This is a genomic window from Streptomyces sp. NPDC059853, assembly GCF_042731495.1.
Taxonomy (GTDB): Bacteria; Actinomycetota; Actinomycetes; order Streptomycetales; family Streptomycetaceae; genus Streptomyces.
On record NZ_JBHWJL010000005.1, the window covers coordinates 27,346 to 47,975 of the forward strand.

General features: G+C 70.3%; 8 protein-coding genes. 5 read left to right on the top strand and 3 right to left on the bottom strand.

Going from position 1 to position 20,630, the window contains the following annotated elements:
- Nucleotides 1-31: 31 nt before the first annotated feature.
- Nucleotides 32-2,452 carry a type I polyketide synthase gene (locus tag ACFV5N_RS01170; RefSeq protein WP_385592401.1) on the bottom strand — a complete coding sequence of 807 codons (2,421 nt, stop codon included), beginning with the start codon at nucleotides 2,450-2,452 and terminating at the stop codon, nucleotides 32-34.
- The gene (locus tag ACFV5N_RS01175; protein ID WP_385592403.1) at nucleotides 2,449-13,725 is read right to left on the bottom strand and encodes a type I polyketide synthase; all 11,277 of its coding nucleotides are present in this window, start codon (nucleotides 13,723-13,725) and stop codon (nucleotides 2,449-2,451) included. The genes ACFV5N_RS01170 and ACFV5N_RS01175 overlap by 4 nt, the downstream gene beginning before the upstream one ends.
- 1,086 nt (nucleotides 13,726-14,811) lie before the next feature.
- Between ACFV5N_RS01175 and ACFV5N_RS01180 the strand changes: the two genes are divergently transcribed.
- Together ACFV5N_RS01180 and ACFV5N_RS01185 are read left to right on the top strand one after the other, a co-directional pair.
- On the top strand, nucleotides 14,812-16,602 hold the full coding sequence (locus tag ACFV5N_RS01180; protein ID WP_385592405.1) for a fatty acyl-AMP ligase: 1,791 nt from the start codon (nucleotides 14,812-14,814) through the stop codon (nucleotides 16,600-16,602).
- A complete protein-coding gene (locus ACFV5N_RS01185; protein ID WP_346069767.1) occupies nucleotides 16,602-17,600 on the top strand; it encodes a beta-ketoacyl-ACP synthase III in 999 nt (332 codons plus the stop codon). The genes ACFV5N_RS01180 and ACFV5N_RS01185 overlap by 1 nt, the downstream gene beginning before the upstream one ends.
- Before the next feature lie 273 nt (nucleotides 17,601-17,873).
- Here the strand turns inward: ACFV5N_RS01185 and ACFV5N_RS01190 are convergent, their stop codons facing one another.
- Nucleotides 17,874-18,266, bottom strand: coding sequence for a helix-turn-helix domain-containing protein (locus ACFV5N_RS01190; RefSeq protein WP_346069768.1), 393 nt, complete (start codon nucleotides 18,264-18,266; stop codon nucleotides 17,874-17,876).
- Nucleotides 18,267-18,385: 119 nt separating this feature from the next.
- Here ACFV5N_RS01190 and ACFV5N_RS01195 point away from each other — a divergent pair, with 119 nt between their 5' ends.
- The 3 genes from ACFV5N_RS01195 to ACFV5N_RS01205 form a co-directional block, all read left to right on the top strand.
- Nucleotides 18,386-18,991, top strand: a complete 606-nt coding sequence (locus ACFV5N_RS01195; protein ID WP_385592407.1) for a hypothetical protein — start codon at nucleotides 18,386-18,388, stop codon at nucleotides 18,989-18,991.
- Nucleotides 18,988-19,887: an LLM class flavin-dependent oxidoreductase gene (locus ACFV5N_RS01200; protein ID WP_385592408.1), complete on the top strand. Its 900-nt coding sequence runs from the start codon at nucleotides 18,988-18,990 to the stop codon at nucleotides 19,885-19,887. The genes ACFV5N_RS01195 and ACFV5N_RS01200 overlap by 4 nt, the downstream gene beginning before the upstream one ends.
- Nucleotides 19,884-20,630 (top strand): AAA family ATPase (locus ACFV5N_RS01205; RefSeq protein ID WP_385592409.1); only part of this gene is annotated, 747 nt, incomplete at its 3' end. The genes ACFV5N_RS01200 and ACFV5N_RS01205, both read left to right, overlap by 4 nt.

Genomic DNA, 20,630 nt, shown 5'->3' on the forward strand with positions numbered 1-20,630 from the left:
AAGGGGTCGTTTCGTTCAGTGGGAGGACTGGTCAGCGTGATTCCGCGAGCCAGTAGCGTTCGCGCTGGAAGGCGTAGGTGGGCAGATCGACGGTGCCGGGCTCGGCATCGCGGAACACCGCTTCCCAGTCGATCTCCACGCCTCGGCAGTACAGTTGAGCCAGGAGCGTCATAGCCGTCACTGGCTCGGCCGCGGGCGCGCGCAGTACGGTGACGCCGGTTCCGGCCTCCACCGACGCGGGGCCGCATTCGACGACGGTGGCCACGTCCCGCTGCTTCCAGAGGTCCGGCGGGGGTGTGTCCGTGCCGAACCAGAACTCGGCGGTGCGCAGCTCGGCGTGGACGTAGGGGACCGGAATTCCCGGTTCGGCGACGGACAGCCCATCCAGGACCTGCTGGACCTCGCTCCGGGAGCCGCTTTCCACCGCTTCGGCCAGGCGTACGGCATCCGCCAGGCACAGCAGGCCGGCCACGTGCGCGGCCGTGACGCGGCTCGCTCCTCGCCCGGATACCAGGGACGGCCGCAGGCCCCACGAGCTCAGCAGCCGGTAGTAGGAGACGCCGAAGGCCAACTCCACCAGCGGTGTCCATCCCGGCGGCTGCGGCGCACGGTCTCCCCACACCGCGGCCCGCACCGCGGTCCCGGTCTCGGCGCCCAGGTGCGAACAGATCTCGTCCAGGGCCTTGGCGTAGGCCGGACATGCTTCGTAGAGCTCTCGGCCCATGCCGGCGGGGGCGCTCCCGGGACCGGTGAAGACAAGCCCGACCCCGCCCGCGACGGGCTGACCGGTCACCACGGACGCGCTGGGCTGCGCGTTCGCGACGGCCGCCAGCCCTGCGCGCAGATCGTCGAGACCGCTGCCGACCACCACGGCCCGGTGGGTGTGCGCCGCGCGGGTGTGCGCCAGTGACCACGCGAGGTCCGTGGGGTGTGGGGCGGGACGGGTGTCGAGGTGTTCGGCCAGCCGCCGGGCCTGGGCTCCCAGTGCGGCCGCCGAGTGTCCGGAGACCGGCCACGGCAGCACCGGCGGCGTGCGCCCGGGTGCGCGATCCGGTTCTGTGGACGGGTGCTGTTCCAGGATCACATGAGCGTTGGTTCCGCTCATGCCCAGCGCGGTGATACCCGCACGTCTCGGGTGTCCGGTGTCCGGCCACTTCCTGGTTCTGTCGATCAGCTCGATGTGTCCGCCGGCCCAGTCCACTTCGGGGTGCGGCCGATCGATGTGCAGCGTCTTCGGCAGCACTCCCGCCTTCATCGCCTGCGCAACCTTGATCACGCTGGCGATGCCGGAGGATGCCTGTGTGTGACCGATGTTGGGTTTCAGTGTTCCCAGGAGGAGCGGCTCGTGGGCCTGGCGCTCCTGGCCGTACGTGGCCAGGAGCGCGGCGGCTTCAACGGAGTCGCCGAGTTCGGTTCCGGTGCCGTGCGCCTCCACGACATCGACCTCTGCGGCGCTGATCCGCGCGTCGGCGAGCGCCCGGCGAATCACCCGCTGCTGAGCGGGACCACTGGGGGCGGTCAGTCCGTTCGACGTCCCGTCGGCGTTCACCGCGCTGCCTCTGATCACGGCGTGTATCCGGCGTCCGCGACTCACCGCGTCGGTCAGCCGCTCCACCACTACGATCCCCACTCCCTCGGCGAAGCCGGTGCCGTCGGACGCGGCCGCGAACGGTTTGCAGCGCCCGTCGCTTGCCAGCGCCTGCTGGCGGGAGAACTCGATGAACGCTGTCGGCGTCGACATCACCGTGGCGCCACCGACCAGAGCCAGGTCACACTCCCGTGTGCGCAGCGATCGGACGGCCTGGTGCAGAGCCACCAGCGACGAGGAGCACGCGGTGTCCACGGTGAGGGCCGGGCCGGTCAGACCGAGGTGGTAGGCGATACGGCCGGACATGATGCTCGTGGCGCTGCCGGTGATGATCATGCCCTCGACCTCACCGAGCCGCTCGGTCGCGAGCGTGGGGTACTCCTGGGCGTTGCTGCCGATGAAGACACCGGTACTGGTCCCGCGCAGGGTCGTTGCGTCGATCCGGGCGTCCTCGACGCTCTCCCAGGCGGTTTCGAGCAGAAGCCGCTGCTGGGGGTCCATGGACAGCGCCTCCAGGTCGCTGATCCCGAAGAAGGAGGCGTCGAACCGGTCGGCCCGGCTGAGGAACCCTCCCTGGTGGGTGTAGGAGGTGCCATGGTGGTGCGGGTCCGGGTCGAAGAGCGTGTCCAGATCCCAGCCCCGGTCCTGGGGGAACGAGGAGATCGCGTCCGTCTCGTCGAGCAGCAGCCGCCAGAGGGCGTCCGGGGAGTCCGCGTCGCCGGGGTAATGGCACGCCATGCCGATGATCGCTACGGGTTCGGTCAGCGCGGCCGCCAGCTGATGGTTCTGCTGCCGCAGTGCCTGCACTTCCTTCAGTGTGTTGCGCAGCGCTTCGACATACGGCTCGACGGAATCGTTCGTCACGTGTCTCCTCCGGATCGCGGGGATGACTGCCGGGCGGCCAGTCGCAGCAGGCTTGCGCCGTCCAGGTCGTCGAGGGACGCCGTCCGAGGAGTCCCCTCGGCCGCTACGGCGTCCATCAGACCGGCCGCCTGCCCTTCGACGACGGCGGCCCGGGGTGCGGAGTCCGGTACCAGTTCGCGGTGCAGGTACCGGGCGAGGCTGCTCGGTGTGGGGTGGTCGAAGACGAGAGTCACCGGCAGCGTCAACGCGGTGGACGCCTTGAGGCGGTTGCGCAGGGTGACCGCGGTCAGTGAGTCGAACCCCAGATCCCTGAGCGGGCTGGACGCCTTGACCGAGGCGGGGGTAGCCAGTCCCAGGACGTCGGCCACGTGGTGCTGGACGAACGAAAGCAGCACTCGTTCCTGTTCGTCGGCGGGGAGACCGGCAAGCTTTTCCACGAGTCCGGCCTCTTCGTTCCCTTCGGAGGCCTGCCTGCGTGGGCCGGCTCCGACGAGTCCGCGGAGCACGGGCGACGGTGTGTCGCCATCATTCCGCAGCGTTTCCAGATCGAACACAGCGGGTACATGCAGCGCCTGTCCGGATGCCACTGCGGTGTCGAAGAGCCGCATGCCCAGCACGGCGTCGAGTGGCGTCACGCCGGTGTCGGCGATGCGGCGGAAGTCGGCCGCGCTGAGGTGAGAGCCCATGCCGCTCTCGGTTCCCCACAGCCCCCATGCCAGGGAGGTGGCGGGCAGCCCCGCGGTGTGCCGGTACGTGGCGAGTGCGTCCATGAACGCGTTGGCCGCCGCGTAGTTGCCCTGCCCGGCGTTACCGAGCACGCCGGCGACCGACGAGTACACGACGAATGCCGAGAGGTCCAGGTCGCTGGTGAGGTCGTGCAGTGCCCAGGCGGCGTCCACCTTCGGCCGCAGTACCGCGGCCACTTGGTCCGGTGTGAGGGAGTTGAGGATGCCGTCGGCGAGCACGCCGGCCGTATGCACCACCGCGGACAGCGGGGCGGTGCCGGGCACCGTGGCGAGCAGGGAGGCGAGCTGGGCCCGGTCGGTCACGTCACACCGCGCCACCCGTACGCGGGCGCCGCGCCGCTCCAGGTCCGATCGCAGCCGATCGGCGCCCGGGCTCTCCGGTCCCCTCCTGCTGACCAGGAGCAGGTCGCGCACGCCGTGTTCGTCGACCAGGTGCCGTGCCGCCAGGGCACCGAGGCCGCCGGTTCCGCCGGTGATCAGCACCGTGCCGGAGCCGTCCCACGTCACGGCCGGGTCGGTTTCGGCGTGTTCTCTCGCCAGCCTCGGCACCAGCGCCGCGTCGCCGCGCAGCGCGATCTGTGCTTCACCGGTGGCGAGCAGTTGGGGCAGAACCGCCTGAGCGCGAGTGACATCGTCGAGGTCGACCAGGACGAATCGGTTCGGGTTCTCCGACTGCGCGGTCCGCACTAGTCCCCACACCGCGCCGAGTGCGACCTGTCGGCTGTCGCGGACAGTGGGCCCGGCACCGCTGGTGACGATCACCAGCCGGGTGTGTGCGAATCGCTCGTCAGCCAGCCAGGCCTGGAGCAGTGCCAGGACGCTCTGCACCAGATCGTGGGTCTCGGCGGGGACATCGAGGCCGGCGGTCCCCGTCAGCGGCAACAGGACGACCTCCGGGATCCCGCCCGCGGCCAGCGATCCGAGATCCGGGTGACCTGTCAGGGGCCAGGTGGCGGCGTGCGGCAGCTCCGGCGGCAGCAGTGTCGACCACCCGTGGTCCTCGGTGACGTGCAGATCGACCGGAATTCTCTTCCAGTCCAGGCTGTACAGCGATTCCCGCACTCCGGCGTCGGTCACGCGGGGGGTGTCCTGGGCCACCGGCCCGACACACACCTTTTCCGCGACGGCCACGGGCGCCCCCGACGCGTCGGCCAGAAGCAGCGCCGCACCATCGGGGCCGGGAGTCAGGCGGACGCGCACGGTGCGCGCCCCCTCGGACAGCACACTCAGGCCGGACCATGAGACGACGGCAGCGCGCTCCTGGTCCAACAGGGGATGGGTCGCCGCGTCCAGCAACAGCGGGTGGAGCGGGAACCCGGTGACATCCCCGGCAACGGAGTCGTCCTGCAGCGCTGCTTCGGCGAACAGTTCCTCCCTCGCACGCCACAGACGGCGTATCCCTCGTGCGGCAGGTTCGACCCTGTGCCCGGCGGCCTCCAGGTCCCTGTACAGCTGCTCGACATCCATGTCGACAGCACCGGGAGGAGGCCATTCCGTCAAGGACTCGGCGCGGGCCGGATGTTCACTGAGTATCGCCACGGCGTGCCGGGTCCACGGCAGATCATGACCGTCGTCGGGCCGTGAGTGGACCGTGACCTCGCGGCGTCCGAACTCGTCCGCTGGTCCGGCCGAGACCTGAACGCTGATCGCGCCGGTCCCGGGCATCAGCAGCGGCGCGCCGATCAGCAGGCTGTCGACCTTCCTGAGTCCGACGTGGTCGCCGGCCCGGACGACCCAGTCGGTGATGAAGGCGCCGGGCACGACGGCTCGCCCTCCCCTCATCTCGCCGGTCAGCCACGGCTGGGAAGCGGCTGACATCCTGCCGGTGAGCAGCGCGCCCCGTCCGTCGGCGAGATCCACCGCCGCGTCCAGCGGGTGACGCGCGCCGGTCGACACGGCTCCGGCCCGGTCGCCCGTTCCGGCGGCCGCAGTCAGCCAGAACCACTCGTGCTGGAAGGCGTAGGTCGGTAGTTCCACCGTCGCGGCGCCGCGCAGCAGCGCCCTCCAGTCCACCGTGACCCCGTTGACGAAAAGTGTCGCGGCCGACGACAGGAACTGGTCCAGGCCGCCGTGGTCGCGGCGCAGCGATCCTGTCGCCATCACCTCGCCGCCGGTCTGCTCCACCGTTTCCTGCACGCCCATGGTGAGCACGGGGTGCGCACTGACCTCCAGGAACACGCGGTGTTGACGCCTCGCCAGGGCCTCCAGGGCCGGCTGGAACAGCACGGGTTCACGCATGTTGCGGTACCAGTAGTCCGCGTCGAGAACCGTCGTGTCGAGCAGTTCACCGGTGACCGTGGAGTAGAAGGGGACGGCCGGGGTGCGCGGGGCCACCGGCGCGAGGATCTCAAGGAGGCGTTCCCGCAGGACCTCCACCTGGGCGGAGTGCCCGGCGACGTCCGCACCGGCGATTCTGCGGGCCTTGACACCCAGATTCCCGAGCTTCGCGAACAGTGCCTCGATCGCGTCCGGTTCGCCGGACACGACGGTCACCTGCGGACCCGTCACAGCGGCGACGGACAGCCGCTCGCCCCACTGCGGCAGCAGTTCCTTCAGCTGTCCAGCGGGCATCGGGACCGACAGCATCGCACCCTTGCCGCTCAGCTCCCCCATGAGGCGACTGCGCAGCGCCACGATCCGCATCCCGTCCCGCAGGGAGATCGCTCCTGCCACACACGCGGCAGCGATCTCTCCCTGGGAGTGCCCGACGACCGCGGCGGGTTCGACCCCCATGGACCGCCACACGGCGGCCAGCGATACGTGTACCGCGAACAGGACGGGCTGCACCACGTCCAACCGCTTCAGCGACGGCGCACCGGAAACCTCGTGCAGGACGTCCAGGAGCGACCAGTCGGCGAACTCGGACAGCTCGGCCTCGCAGCGCGCTATCGACTCGGCGAACACCTCACTGGTCTCCAGCAGGGCTGTGGCCATGCCGGACCACTGCGATCCCTGGCCGGGGAAGACGAACACCACACCGTCGTCCCCGCCGGCGGCCCGGCCGGTCACCACGCCTGGATGGGGGGTTGCGGACCGCAGCGCCATGAGTCCTTCCAGCAGTGAGTCGCGGTCCTGCCCGAGGACGACGGCCCGGTGGTCGAGGATCGAGCGGCGTTCCAGCAAAGACGCGCCGATGTCCGCGAGGTCGTCATCGCCTGCCGCCACCGCGTCGAGCAGCCGACTGGCCTGTTCCCGCAGCGCCGACTCACTGCGCGCGGTCACCACCCAGGGGATGACAGCCGGGGATGGAGGGCGGTCGGTCCCCTGATCCGTCCTCGCGGCGTCGCCCTGCTCCATGATCACGTGGGCGTTGGTGCCACTGAAGCCGAACGCCGAGATCCCAGCCCTGCGTGGACGGTGGGTCCCGGGCCAGGAGCGGGCTGAGGTGAGCAGCTCCACCTTGCCCGCCGACCAGTTCACATGAGGACTCGGCTCCTCCGCGTGCAGTGTCTTGGGCAGCACCCCGTGGCGCATGGCCATCACCATCTTGATCACGCCGGCGACGCCCGCGGCGTGCTGAGTGTGACCGATGTTCGACTTGATCGACCCCAGGTAGAGGGGTTCACCGGGCCGATCCGCTCCATACGTGGCAAGCAGCGCCTCGGCCTCGATCGGGTCACCGAGCCGGGTGCCCGTGCCGTGTGCTTCGACGGCATCGATGTCGGGGAAGCCCAGGCCGGCATCGGCCAGAGCGCTGCGGATCATCCGCTGCTGGGCCTGGCCGTTGGGGGCGGTCAAGCCGTTGGACGCACCGTCCTGGTTGACCGCGCTGCCCCGCAGTACGGCCAGTACCTGATGTCCGTGGCGTCGCGCGTCCGACAGACGCTCGACCAGCAGCACGCCCACACCTTCGGCGAAGTCGGTACCGTCCGCGTCGGCGGAGAACGCCTTGCAGCGTCCGTCGGGGGCGAGCCCGCCCTGGCGGGAGAACTCCAGCAACGCGCCGGGCAGCGACATGACGTTCGCACCGCCGACCAGCGCGAGCGTGCACTCCCCCGCGCGCAGTGAACGGGCGGCCAGGTGCAGGGCGACCAGCGACGAGGAACACGCGGTATCCACCGTCAGCGCCGGTCCGGTCAGGCCCAGCTGGTAGGAGATACGGCCGGACATGATGCTGGGATGGCCGCCGGTGAGCATGTGTCCTTCGACATGCTGCGGCGCGTCGTGCATCAGGGGTCCGTACGCCTGGGCCGAGGCGCCCAGGAACACACCGGTCGCGGTGCCCCGTACCGAGTCGACGGGGATACCGGCGCGCTCGAAGGTCTCCCAGGCGGTTTCCAGGAGCAATCGCTGCTGTGGTTCCATGGCGAGCGCTTCCCGGGGCGATATGCCGAAGAAGCCGGCGTCGAACCCTCCCGCGTCGTGCAGGAATCCGCCCTGACGGGTGTAGGTCTTCCCGGAACTGCTCGGATCGGCGTCGAAGAGCGCTTCCATGTCCCAGCCCCGGTTGTCCGGGAAGGGCGCGATGGCGTCCGTTCCTTCGGCGACGAGCTGCCACAGCTCTTCCGGCGATGACACACCGCCGGGATAGCGGCAGGCCATGCCGATGACGGCGATCGGCTCGTCGGGCTCGCCCTTCGTTTCCGCTGGGGCGGCCTCCGTGGTCGGGGTCTCCAGCGAGGTGAGCCTGTCGACCACGGCGAGGGCGGTGGGTGCGTCGTAGGCGATCGTGACCGGCAGTGGAACGCCCGTTGCGGCCTGGAGCTTGGCGTGCAGCTCCACGGCGGTCAGCGAGGTCAGCCCGAGGTCGATGAAGCTGGTGGCAGGGTCGAGCGCGCCGGGCGTGTCATAGCCGAGCACGGTCGCGACCGCGCCTCGGACCTCGTTGAGCAGCAGCCGGTGGCGCTCGGCACCGGAGGCGTCCCCTGCCAAGGCACGCAGGTGTGGCGACGTTCCCTCGGCCGGTTCCGGCGCTGTTTCCTGTGCTGCTTCGTGTGCCGGTTCCGGCTGCTCGCCCGTTGCCGCACCCTCCGTGGGTGCCAGCCAGAACCTCTGTCGCCGGAAGGAGTACGGCGGCAGGTCCACCACCCGGGCGTCCCCGGTCGGCGCGGCCAGGTCGACGTCGTGTCCCCGGCAGAACAACTGGGCTGTGGCCGCAACCGCTGTGGCGTCCTCACGACGGTCCGCGCGCAACAACGGCACCGCGCTGACGTCGGTCGAGCCGGCGTTCGCCTCCATCACCATGGGGGTGAGCGCCGCGTCCGGACCGGCCTCCAGGAACGTGGTGACGCCCAGGCCGGTCAGCGTCGCGATCGCGTCCGAGAAACGTACGGTGCCCCGTGCGTGCCGGACCCAGTACTCGGGACTGCGCAGTTCGTCGGCGGTGGCGACGGCACCCGTAAGCATGGACACGATCGGGAGACGTGGCTCGCCGAACCGCAGGCCCGCCACGACCTCCCGGAAGCGTTCCAGAACCGGGTCCATCAGGGGGGAGTGGAAGGCATGGCTCACGTGCAACCGCTTCGACCTGCGGCCGGGGAACCGGGATACCAGGGAAGTGACCTCGTCCTCGGCCCCGGAGATCACCACGGAGGTGGCACTGTTGACGGCGGCGATACCGACACCGCTGGTGAGGAACGGTTCGACCTCGGCCTCGGACGCCTGGAGAGCGACCATGGCCCCGCCTGCGGGCAACTCCTGCATCAGCCGCCCGCGGGCCGTCACCAGAGTGGCCGCGTCGCTGAGCGAGAGGACACCGGCGACATGGGCCGCGGCGATCTCACCGATCGAGTGGCCCGCCAGGTAGTCCGGTTGTACGCCCCATGACCGCAACAACCGGAAGAGAGCCACTTCCAGTGCGAACACTGCCGGCTGGGTGAACTCGGTGCGGTTCAGCGCGGCCTCGTCGTCACCGTCGATGACATGCCGCACCGGTTGGTCGAACAGGTCGCGGACCTTCTGGAACTCTTGGGCGAAGCAGGGGAACGCGCGCGCCAGTTCGCGTCCCATGGCCACCCGCTGGGAGCCCTGGCCGGTGAAGAGCACCACCAACTTGCCCGTGCCGGTACGCTTCCCGTCCCCGGCGTCCTCGGCGAGGGCCCGCAGACCCTGCAGCAGGTGCTCACGCCCGGCGCCGGTCACCGACGCCCGGTGGGACAGCGCTGTCCTCGTGGTCGCCAGGGACAGTGCGATGTCCTCGGGCTGCCAGTCGTCACGGTGGGAAAGAGCGCTGTGCAGCCGGAGCGCCTGGGTCCGCAGCGCGGCGGCGTCGGTTCCGGACAGAACCCAGGCGACGTATCGGTCGTCCCTGGTGACGGACGCCGCGAGAGGGGTCTCCGGGGCCTGCTCGACGATGACGTGCGCATTGGTGCCGCTGATCCCGAACGAGGACACGGCGGCGCGACGAGCACGGTCGTTCTCCGGCCACGGACGCGTGCGGGTGAGCAGTTCCGCGTTGCCCTGTGCCCACTGCACACGCGGCGTCGGCTCGGTGATGTGGAGAGTCCTCGGCAGTGTGCCGTGACGCAGGGCCATGACCATTTTGATCACGCCGGCGACACCGGCAGCAGCCTGGGCGTGACCGAGGTTCGACTTGAGTGTGCCGACCAGCAGAGGACGGTCCTCGGGCCGCCCCTGGCCGTACACGGCCAGCAACGCCTCGGCCTCGATGGGGTCGCCGAGCGCGGTTCCGGTGCCGTGTGCTTCCACGGCGTCCACCTCGGAGGGTGCGAGCCGCGCATCAGCCAGGGCTCGTCGGATCAGACGCTGCTGTGCCGCGCCGCTGGGGGCGGTCAGCCCGTTGGACGCGCCGTCCTGGTTCACCGCGCTGCCCCGCAGCACGGCCAGTACCGGGTGCCCGTGACGACGCGCGTCCGACAACCGCTCGACCACCAGCATGCCCACGCCCTCGCTCCACACCGTGCCGTCGGCATCTGCGGAGAACGCCTTGCAGCGCCCGTCGGGAGCCAGCCCGCCCTGACGGGAGAACTCGAGGAACATGCCCGGCGAGGACATGACGGTGGCGCCGCCGGCCAGGGCGAGGTCGCACTCGCCCGCGCGCAACGCCCGGGCCGCCAGGTGCAGTGCCACCAGTGACGACGAGCAAGCCGTGTCGACGGTCAGCGCGGGCCCCTGCAGGCCCAGCTGATAAGCGATCCGACCGGACATCACGCTCGCGCTGGTGCCCGTCAGCAGCTGGCCCCCGACGTGCTCCGGCGCGTCGTACAGGCTTGACCCGTACTCCATGTCGGTGCCGCCGATGAAGACACCGGTCTCGGTCCCCCGCAGCGTGGCCGGTGCGATCCGGGCGGTTTCGACGGCCTGCCACGCGGTCTCCAACAGCAGCCGTTGCTGGGGATCCATGGCGAGCGCTTCCCTCGGCGAGATGGAGAAGAAGCCGGCGTCGAATCCGGCGGCGTCGTCCAGGAAGCCACCGTGGCGGACGTAGGAGGTGCCGGGGTGTTGCGGGTCGGGATGGTAAAGCGTCTCCAGATCCCAGCCGCGGTCGTCCGGGAACGGGGTGATGGCGTCGGTCTCCTCGATGACCAGACGCCACAGGTCCTCCGGGGAGTTGACCCCGCCCGGAAACCGGCACCCCATACCGATGATCGCGATCGGCTCGCTGTCCTGCCGTTCCCTCACCGGGTCGTTCCCCGTGTCGTCCGGGGAGGGGGACAGCACTTGCTGCAGATGCGCGGCCAGCCGTTCCACCGTGGGATGGTCGAAGAGCAACCCGGTGGGCAGGGCGAGACCGGTCATGGCGCTGAGCGCGTCGCGCAGTTCGACACCGGTCATGGAGTCCAGCCCCAGGTCGGAGAAGGGAACGTTCCGGTCCACGAGCGCGGGATCCGCGTACCCGAGGGCGGTGGCGACCTGGGCTCCGACGGCATCGCTCAGCTCGCGCACCGTGCGTACGGTGCGCGGGGCGTCCTCGCTCCGCTTGTGCGGCGCGAAGAGGTCACGGTCCGACTCGGTCCGCTGCTCAGGCCCGGAAGCGGGTGCGCCATCGAGCCAGTGCCCCTCTCGCTGGAAGGCGTACGTGGGGAGGTCGGCACGGCGCGGACGATCGAACAGACCGTCCCAGTGGACATCCACGCCACGGCAGAAGAGTCTGGCCACGGCGGTCATCAGCGCAACGGTTTCCGGCTTGCCGGCCCGCAGTGAGGCCACTGCCGCCAGTTCGCCCGACGACTCGGCGACCATGGGCGTCAGCGCCGCGTCGGGACCCAATTCCAGCGTGGTCCTCACGCCGAGATCGCGCAGCGTGTGGACCACATCGCGGAAACGCACCGCCAGGCGTGCGTGGCGCACCCAGTAGTCGGGAGAACCCCACTCCCTCTCGGTGGCCACCTGTCCCGTCACTCCGGACACCAGAGGGATCTCCGGGGCACGGAAGTCGATCCCGTCAGCCACGGCGGCGAAATCTGCCAGCATCGGCTCGATGAGGGGTGAGTGGAAGGCATGGCTGACCGGAAGCCGCTTGATGCGGCCCCCGGCGGCACGCACCTGCTCGGCCACCCGCCCGACCGCGGCTTCGGCGCCACTGATCACCAGCGACGAGGGCCCGTTCACCGCCGCGATGCTGACCTCCGCCTCGTCGGCGAGCAGGGCTGTGACCTCGGACTCGGTGGCCTCGAGCGCCGTCATCGCCCCGCCGGGCGGAAGGGCCTGCATCAAGGTCCCACGTGCTGAGACCAGCCGTACGGCGTCGGGCAGACTCAGCACACCTGCGACGTGTGCGGCGGTCAGCTCTCCGAGCGAGTGACCCGCGACAGCGTCCGGGCGCACCCCCCACGACCGCACCAACCGGAAGAGAGCCACTTCGGTCGCGAACAGCGCCGGTTGCGCCCACCTGGTCAGGTCGAGGTCGTCGCCGCCGAGGATCATGTCGCGCAGCGGCCGGTCGAGCGATCGGTCGAAGTGCGCGCACACCTCGTCCAGGGCCTCGGCGTACTGGGGGAACACCTCGTACAGCTGGGCCCCCATGCGCGGGTGCTGGGCGCCTTGACCAGTGAACAGGAAGGCGAGGCCGCCGGAGCCGGCCTCGCCGGTCATCACCGAGGGATGCGATCGCTGCCCGGCGACGGCATCGAGGCCGGACCGCAGGTCGGACAGGGTGGCGCCCAGCACGACGGCGCGATGGCGGAATGCGGTACGGCTGTGAGCCAGGGACCACGCCACGTCGTCCGGTGGAGCGTCGACATGCCCGGCCAAGGCCACGGCCTGGGCACGCAGAGCCGCAGGTGTGTGCCCCGACAGGACCCAGGGCAGCACGGGGGAGACGCGCCGCGCCGCACGTTCGGGATCGTGCGCGAAGGAGTGAGAACCAAGGACGACATGGCAGTTGGCGCCCGCCATGCCGAAGGAACTCACACCGGCGAGCACCTGACCACCTTGCGGTTCCCACGTCCGCAGCTCGCGCTGGACCGCGAGCTTGAGCCGGTCGAGCGGGATGTCCGACGGCGGCGCTTCGAAGTTCAGACTGGGCACCCAGGCCCGGTGGTGCAGGCAGAGCGCAACCTTGATGAGCCCGGCGATGCCGGCAGCACTCTCCAGATGCCCCACGTTCGTCTTGACCGAACCGACCGCCAGCGGCGTCCCACCGCGGCCAGGACCGAACACGGCTCCCAGCGCCGCCGCCTCGACGGGGTCGCCCACGCGGGTACCGGTGCCGTGCAGCTCGACGTACTGCACGCCTGCGGGGTCCACACCGGCGCGCCGGTAGGCCGCCCTGAGCACCGCGCCCTGCGCCTCGACACTGGGAGTGGTCAAAGTGCCGGCCGAGCCACTGTTCATGGCGCTGCCGTGGACGACACAGTAGATCCGGTCCCCGTCGGCGACGGCCTGACGGAAGGGCTTCAGCAGGACGGCCCCTCCGCCCTCACCTCGGACGTAGCCATTGGCCCGTGCGTCGAAGGTGTGACACTCGCCATCCGGCGAGATCGCTCCCCATCGCGCCGAGATGGCCGAACTCTGCTGCAGCAAGGCCAGGTTGACCCCGCCGGCGATGGCCAGGCTCGACTCTCCCCTCAACAGGCTCTCGGTGGCGAGATGCACCGCCACCAGTGAGGAGGACTGACCGCTGTCGACCACCATGCTCGGGCCGTGTGAGCCCAGCACGTGCGACAGGCGGTTGGCTATCGCGCCGCGATGTATGCCGGTCATCGTGTGCTGCGAGGTGAGCGTGTCGTCCGCGTACGCCAGATGGGCGTAGTCGTCCCACATGGCCCCCACGAACACACCCAGTGCGGTGTCCCGTACGGACCCGGGCACGACACCGGCATCCTCCAGGACCTCCCAGCCCAGTTCGAGGAAAAGCCGCTGCTGCGGGTCCATCGCCGCCGCTTCGCGCGGCGCTATGCCGAAGAAGCCGGGATCGAACCGGTCGACGTCGTCGAGTACACCACCCCGGAGAGCCGAGGACCGCTTCCCGGTCCCCGGCCGACCCGTACCCCACCGATCGGGAGGGGCGCTGGTGATCCCGCTTTCCCCGTTGCGGAGCAGACGCCACAAGGCCTCCGGTGTCGATGCCTGTGGAAGGCGGCATGCCATCCCCACCACGGCAACGCCGTCGTCCATGTCACTCATGGTCACACTCCTCTTGCAGGCGCGACGACTCGGTCGGCTTCGGGAAACTGTGGGGATGTGGCAGCGAGGAAGGCGCGGGCGTCACAGACACCATGGCTTTCATCAGGGACTCCCGGTGATGTGCGGGCGTCGGGGCGGAGACGGGTCGGGCACGGCCACGGATGTGTGGGGGTCTTCCGCGACGTCTCCCACGGCCGCTCCTTCATCACGACCCTGACACAGCGCCACTGGTGCAGACAGGGACTGTCGGGTCCAGGGTGAGCGCTGGACAGGATCGACAGACCATGGGTCGGTACCGAACGGCCTCGCTCCCCCGGTGCCCCTCGGTGTCCGGCCCGGGCCGAATTCGCAAGGTGACACGTCCCCGTAGGAGGTACGCGCCGGGCGGAGGTGTACGACGGCTTCAACCAGGTGTGGGATACGGCGCGTCAGATGCCTTGCCCTGTCGGCCTGCGGCCAGGCGATCGGGGAGCTGTCCAGGCCTCCTCCCTCGCCCGTTACCGCGGTCCGCCCGGCCGTGGAGCCGGCATCCGAAGCATCTTCAACCGAGGCCCACCGGTCACCGTTCCGGCCGAAGGGGGGATCGGCAGACCGTGGCTACCTCGGCCCGCGGTCAGTAGAAAAGAAGTGGGGCCCGTCGAGTCCCTCGTGGCCGGCTCAGTCGGCAGAGTCCTGTCCGACAGCGTCGCCAACCCGCCCTCCGATCCTCGGCGCTGGCGATCGGTGCTCGCGCACTGCGGTCGGCGGGGTGCGCCGACCAGTGCCGGCCCGGAACAAGCGGTGTGCAAGCCCGGGTCCTCAGTGCGCCAGGACACCTCCCTCTCCCCCGGAACAGCAATCACCGCCCCGGCCGCTCCCGCCCGCGAAAGGCAAACGACAGCGAAGGAACCCTGCACGGACGATCGGACAGGCACCGTACCGACACGCAGAACCGGGCCGGTCTCCGCTACGGACGTGCATCAGATCTCCCCCTGCCGGAGCTGCTGCTGACAGTGACGATGCCGCTCTCCGCTCGCCCCGCCTCCCCCACAGCCACCTCACATCCGCCCGAGACAGGCGCCAGGACCGACAAGGAGACCTGACAGCATGACCGCCACCCGGCTCGATCCGCATGTGGACGTACGCACTCTTGTCGACGCCCTGCGGCTGCGCAGCGAGAAGCAGCCCGATGACACGGCCTACGTCTTCCTGCGCAGCGGCGAGGAACCGCAGGAGTCCCTCACCTACCGCGAACTGCACGAGGCCGCCCGGACAAGGGCTGCCGGATTCGCCGTCACAGGGCTCTCCGGCCAAAGCGCCGTACTGTTGTATCCCTCGGGCCTGGAGTTCGTACGAACGCTGCTGGGGTGCATGTACGCACGCGTGGCCGGTGCCCCCGTGCAGGTCCCACGTCACAGCGACGAGGTCCTGCGGCTGCGCCGGATCGCCGACGACTCCGGCTCGTCGACCGTCCTGACCACGGCCGAGGTCATCCGCGACCTGCGGGAGCGTTTCGGCGACCTGCCCGCGCTGGCCGGACTCACCCTGGTGGCCACCGACGGCGTGGACCCGGCCGGCGAAGCGCGGACACCCGACGGGGACCATGGCGCGCCCACACCACCGGCACCCGGGGACATCGCGCTACTGCAATACACATCCGGCTCCACCGGGGACCCCAAGGGGGTCGTCGTCAGCCACGCCAACTTCCTCGCCAACGTCGCCGAAACCGACGAGCTGTGGCCCTGCGAGCCGCACGGCACCGTGGTGAACTGGCTGCCGCTCTTCCACGACATGGGGATGCTCTTCGGGGTCGTGATGCCTCTGTGGGCCGGCATCCCCTCGTATCTGATGACTCCCGACGCCTTCATCCGCCGCCCGGCCCGCTGGCTGGAGGCCATGGCCCGGTACGGCGGCACGCACACCGCCGCGCCCAGTTTCGCCTACGAACTGTGCGCGCGGGCCGCTGCAGAAAGCAAGATGGGTGGCGTAGGCGATCTGTCACGCTGGCGGGTGGCGGTCAACGGTGCCGAACCGGTGCGCTGGAGCACGATCCGGTCCTTCACCGAGGCGTTCGCACCCTACGGCTTCGACTCCCGTGCCATGTGTCCCGGTTACGGTCTGGCCGAGAACACCCTCAAGGTCACCGGTGCCCGTGACGACCGCGAGCCCGGCGTCCTGTGGCTGTCCGCCGACGCCCTGCGCGACGGTGTCGCCGAACCCGTCGCCGAGTCGGCCGAAGGGGCCGTTCCCGCGGTGAGCAGCGGCGCCGCGGTCGCGGGTACCCGGATAAGGATCGTGGAGCCCGAGCTCCGGCAGGAGCTGGCGGGCCCATGGATCGGCGAGATCTGGGTCTCCGGCCCCTGCGTGGCGGGCGGTTATCTGGGCCGGCCCGGGGAGAGCGAGAACACCTTCCGCGCACGCCTCGCCGACGACGGCTCCGGCACCACCTATCTGCGCACCGGCGACCTCGGTTTCCGGTACGACGGTGAACTGTATGTCACCGGACGGCTGAAGGACGTCATCATCCGCAAAGGCCGCAACCACTACCCGCAGGACATCGAACTGTCGGCCGAGCGCGCCGTACCAGGCCTGCGGCCGAACTGCGCGGCCGCCTTCTCATTCGACGACGGCGAACGCGAACGGCTGGTGGTGGTCGTCGAGGCCGACGGCCGGGTCCTGAACTCCGTGGGCGCCGAGGGCGTGCGTCGACGCGTCCACGACGCTGTACGGGAGACACACCGGATGACCCCGGACGACGTCCTCGTCGTCCGGCGCGGTGCGCTGCCGAAGACCTCGAGCGGCAAGGTACAGCGCCGCGCCTGCATGCGTGCTTACCGGGAGAGCACGTTGCGGACCGTGAGCGCAGCGGCGACCGCCGCCATCGGAGGGAAACTGTGATGGCCCGTCTCCGCGCGCCCGATCGCCGCCCCGGATCACGCATTCTCGGCGTCGGCGCGTACCGGCCGACACGCGTGGTGGGCAACGACGAGATCTGCGAGCGCATCGGATCCAGCGACGAGTGGATCCGCCGGCGTTCCGGTATCGTCTCCCGACGCTTCGCCGGTCCCGACGAGACCGTCATCACCATGGCGGTGGAGGCGGCCAGCAAGGCGATCGCCCGGTCCGGCATCCACCCGAGCGACGTGGGCATGGTGCTGCTGGCCACCATGTCCTTCCTCGAACAGGGCCCGGCCGCCGCACCCCGTGTGGCCCATCAGCTGGGCGCCCGGTCCGCCGGCAGCCTGGACGTCGCTGCTGCGTGCTCGGGGTTCTGCTACGCCCTCGGTCTGGCCGATTCCCTGGTGCGCTCCGGCGACGTCCTCAACGTCGTCGTGATCGGGTCGGAGAAGATGAGCGACATCGTCGATCCTGGGGACCGCGGCACGGCGTTCCTGTTCGGCGACGGCGCCGGAGCTGTGGTGGTGGGCCCCTCCGAGACACCGGGCATCGGCCCGGTGGTGTGGGGCTCCGACGGGGAACGGCACCACATGATCGCCCATGACCGTACCTGGCTGGCCACCAGAGACACACCCGGTCCGTGGCCGACGCTGCGGATGACGGGCCCGGAGGTCTTCCGCTGGGCGAGCCGTGCCGTGCCGGAGATTTCCCGGCAGGCGGTGGAGCGGGCGGGCATTGGCATCGCCGATCTCGCCGCTTTCGTGCCCCACCAGGCGAACGCCCGCATCATCGACACCGCCGCCGCGTCCCTGGGCCTCGCCCCGCACACCGTCGTGGCCCGGGATGTCGTCACGGCCGGCAACACCTCGGCCGCGTCGATCCCACTTGCCCTGAACGAACTGCTGTCCAAGGGCACGCTGTCCAGCGGCGACCCGGCACTTCTGGTCGGCTTCGGCGCCGGACTGGCCCACGCGGCCCAGGTAGTGACGTTGCCCTGACCGCGACGCCCGACCGGCGCACTGCTGGAGGGGCAGCGCAAGCGGCCGGCCCTGCCGCTCGGCCATCCCGTCCAAGGCTTCCGTGATGGTCAAGCAGCGGGTTTGTGAAGGGTGAGATAGCTGGTTCCTGGAGAAGCTCCTGGGTGATCGTCCTGGTCCCGTAACCAGTTCCTGTCCCCGCACCGTGGAAACCACACCGCGAGCGGCCGCCCGCGCAAACACCGGTCCCCGTACGCAACGGATCGGGTGCGTGGGCGGCATGCGACCAGCTCGTCAGGTGTCCATGTCCTCGTTCTTGGCGCTCCATTCGATCAGCGGATGCAGGACACGCATCAGGCTGGCGCCTTGTTCGGTGGGCCGGTACGTGATCTGGACCGGCGTCGTCGGTACCACGAGCCGCTCAATGAGTCGGTAGCCCTCGAGCTCACGCAGACGCTGGGACAGGAGGTGGTTCGAGATTCCGGGGATCCGCGCTCGGTAGTCGACGAATCGGCGCGCGCCCCGCATCGCCGCCAGGAGCACCGCGGCGCTCCACTTCTTGCCCACGATCTCGACCGAGCGCTGAAAACTGCGGCACACGTCGTCGTCGATGTGTTCGTAGCCCGCTTCCGGGCGGCTCTGGCCCGCGGTGGCGGAGGAATCATCGGGCTGTCGAGGACCGGTCATACGGTCACAATAGCGGAGCGTGTCACTTTTGATGACCTGGTCATGTCCCGTTTGTTGCCTGTGATCATCGCCGTGCAGCCTTGGTCCATGAACGCACACTCGGCCCGTCACCACGCGCGATGAACTACGGGCACGCGCTGAGGTTCGGGCTGCACCTGCCCTCTGACACCGGCTGCGGGCCCGACCGGTTGGCCGAAATGGTGGACCTGGCCGAGCAGTGGGGACTGTACTTGCTGGTCATCCCGGCCGGAACCGCCGACGACGATATGGACAACGCGAGCGACGACCCACCGGTCTCCCACGGTGAACCGGTCTCACGCAGCGGTCTTCTCCGGCACGTGACCCCGCAGTTCGCCGCCGCGGCTCGCGTGATCCGCAGCGGCGCGATCGGCTGGTTCCAGCTCCGCTCGGTCGGCGGCGCAGTCGCCGATGTTCCCTCGGATGCCACGGCCTACGCGCGCCGCGACGCGAACTTCTCGCTCGTGGTGATGGGCGGTGCCGACGAGGTGGTCGACCGGGCCCGGGTCCGGCTGAGCCCTTTCCTCGACGGCCTCTGCATCAGCTTCGAGACCAGCCTCCGGCCCGAGCGGATCGCCGCGGCCTGGCACCCACGGACCCTCTCGCGTCTGCGTGAGCTGAAGAGCGTCTACGACCCCGAGTGCGTGTTCGGCGACAACTTCGCCCTCACGCCCGCCGCGAACCACCCCGGAGGAGGCGCCCCATGAGCGACTACGGCCACGAACTGTGGTTTGGCAGCTTCATCACCCCCACCGCCCGCCCGCCTCAGGCGCCGGTCGAGCTGGCCCTGACGTCCGAGAGGGCCGGCCTCGACCTGGTCAGCTTCCAGGACCACCCCTACCAGTCGGCGTTCCAGGACACCTGGACCCTGATGTCCTACGTCGCCGCACGCACCGAACGGATCCGGATCAGCGGCAACGTGCTGAACCTTCCGCTGCGTCCCCCTGCCGTGCTGGCCCGGGCCGCCGCGAGCCTGGACCGGCTGACCGGCGGACGAGTCGAACTCGGCATCGGCGCGGGCGCGTTCTGGGACGGCATCGTCGCGATGGGAGGCCGCCGGCTCGAACCGGCCCAGGCCGTACGGGCGGTGGAGGAGGCCGTCGACGTGATCCGGGGGCTGTGGGCCACCGACGAGACCGGTCCCCTCCGCGTCACGGGGGAGTTCTACGCCGTGACCGGGGCGAAGCGCGGGCCGGCGCCCGCCCATCGCATCCCGATCCGCATCGGTGCCTACAAGCCGCGCATGCTCCGGCTGACCGGCCGGATCGCCGACGGCTGGCTGCCCTCCCTCGGATTCCTGCCCGAGGGCCCGGCATCGCTGCGCGCGATGAACGAGCAGATTGACGAGGCCGCCTCCGCCGCCGGACGCGAACCCGCGGCGGTCAGCCGCCTGCTCAACCTGAGCGGCCGTTTCACCAGCGGCAGCGGCGGCCTGTTGCAGGCGGATCCCGGCGACTGGGCCGAACAACTCGCCGACATCGCCCTGCAGTACGGAACCTCGGGGTTCATCCTCGCCTCGGACGAGCCTGCCGACCTGAACCTCTTCGGTCACGAGGTCGCGCCGCGCGCCCGCGAACTCGTCCAGTCCGAACGCGGGGCGTGACGCGGGTGGGGCATGGCGGGCACGGTGACGGAACTGCGACAGCGGCAGCGCCGACGGAGCTGTTCGGACGCCGCGAGGAGACCGCGGTTCTCGACGGGCTGCTGACGCGGGCCCGCGGCGGGAGCGGCAGCGCGCTCGTGTTGTGGGGCGAGCCGGGTATCGGCACGTCAGCACTGCTTCGCTACGTGCACAGCCAGGCCGCGGACTTCGTCCGGCTGAGCCACTCGGCCACCCGGCCCGAGTCGGACCTGCCTTTCGCCGGTCTGCACGGGCTGCTGCGGCCGCTGGCCGATCGTGTCGAGTTGCTGGCGACGGCCCAGGCTGCTGCTGTGCGTGCCGCGCTCGGGCTGAACGGTGAGCCGACGGATCGCCTGGTGGTCGGGGCGGCTGTGCTGTCGCTGCTCTGCGGGCTCGCCCAGCGGCAGCCTGTGCTCGTCGTGGTGGACCACGGGCAGTGGCTCGACGAGGCCACCGCGCTGTGCCTGGGGTTCGTTGCCCGACGCGTGGGGGCGCATCCCGTGGTGGTCGTGCTTGCCGATCACTGCGATCCGGCCGCCCGGCCCTGGGAAGGTGTGGCCGACGTGCGGGTCGACGGCCTGAGCGACGAGAGCGCGTGGCAGCTTGTGGCGGCCGTGGCGCCGCTCACCGACGAGGCGACGACGCGGAACATGGTCCGGGAGGCCGGGGGCAACCCCTTGGCGCTGCACGAACTGGCCACGCTCGGGGGCGACCTCGACGACGCC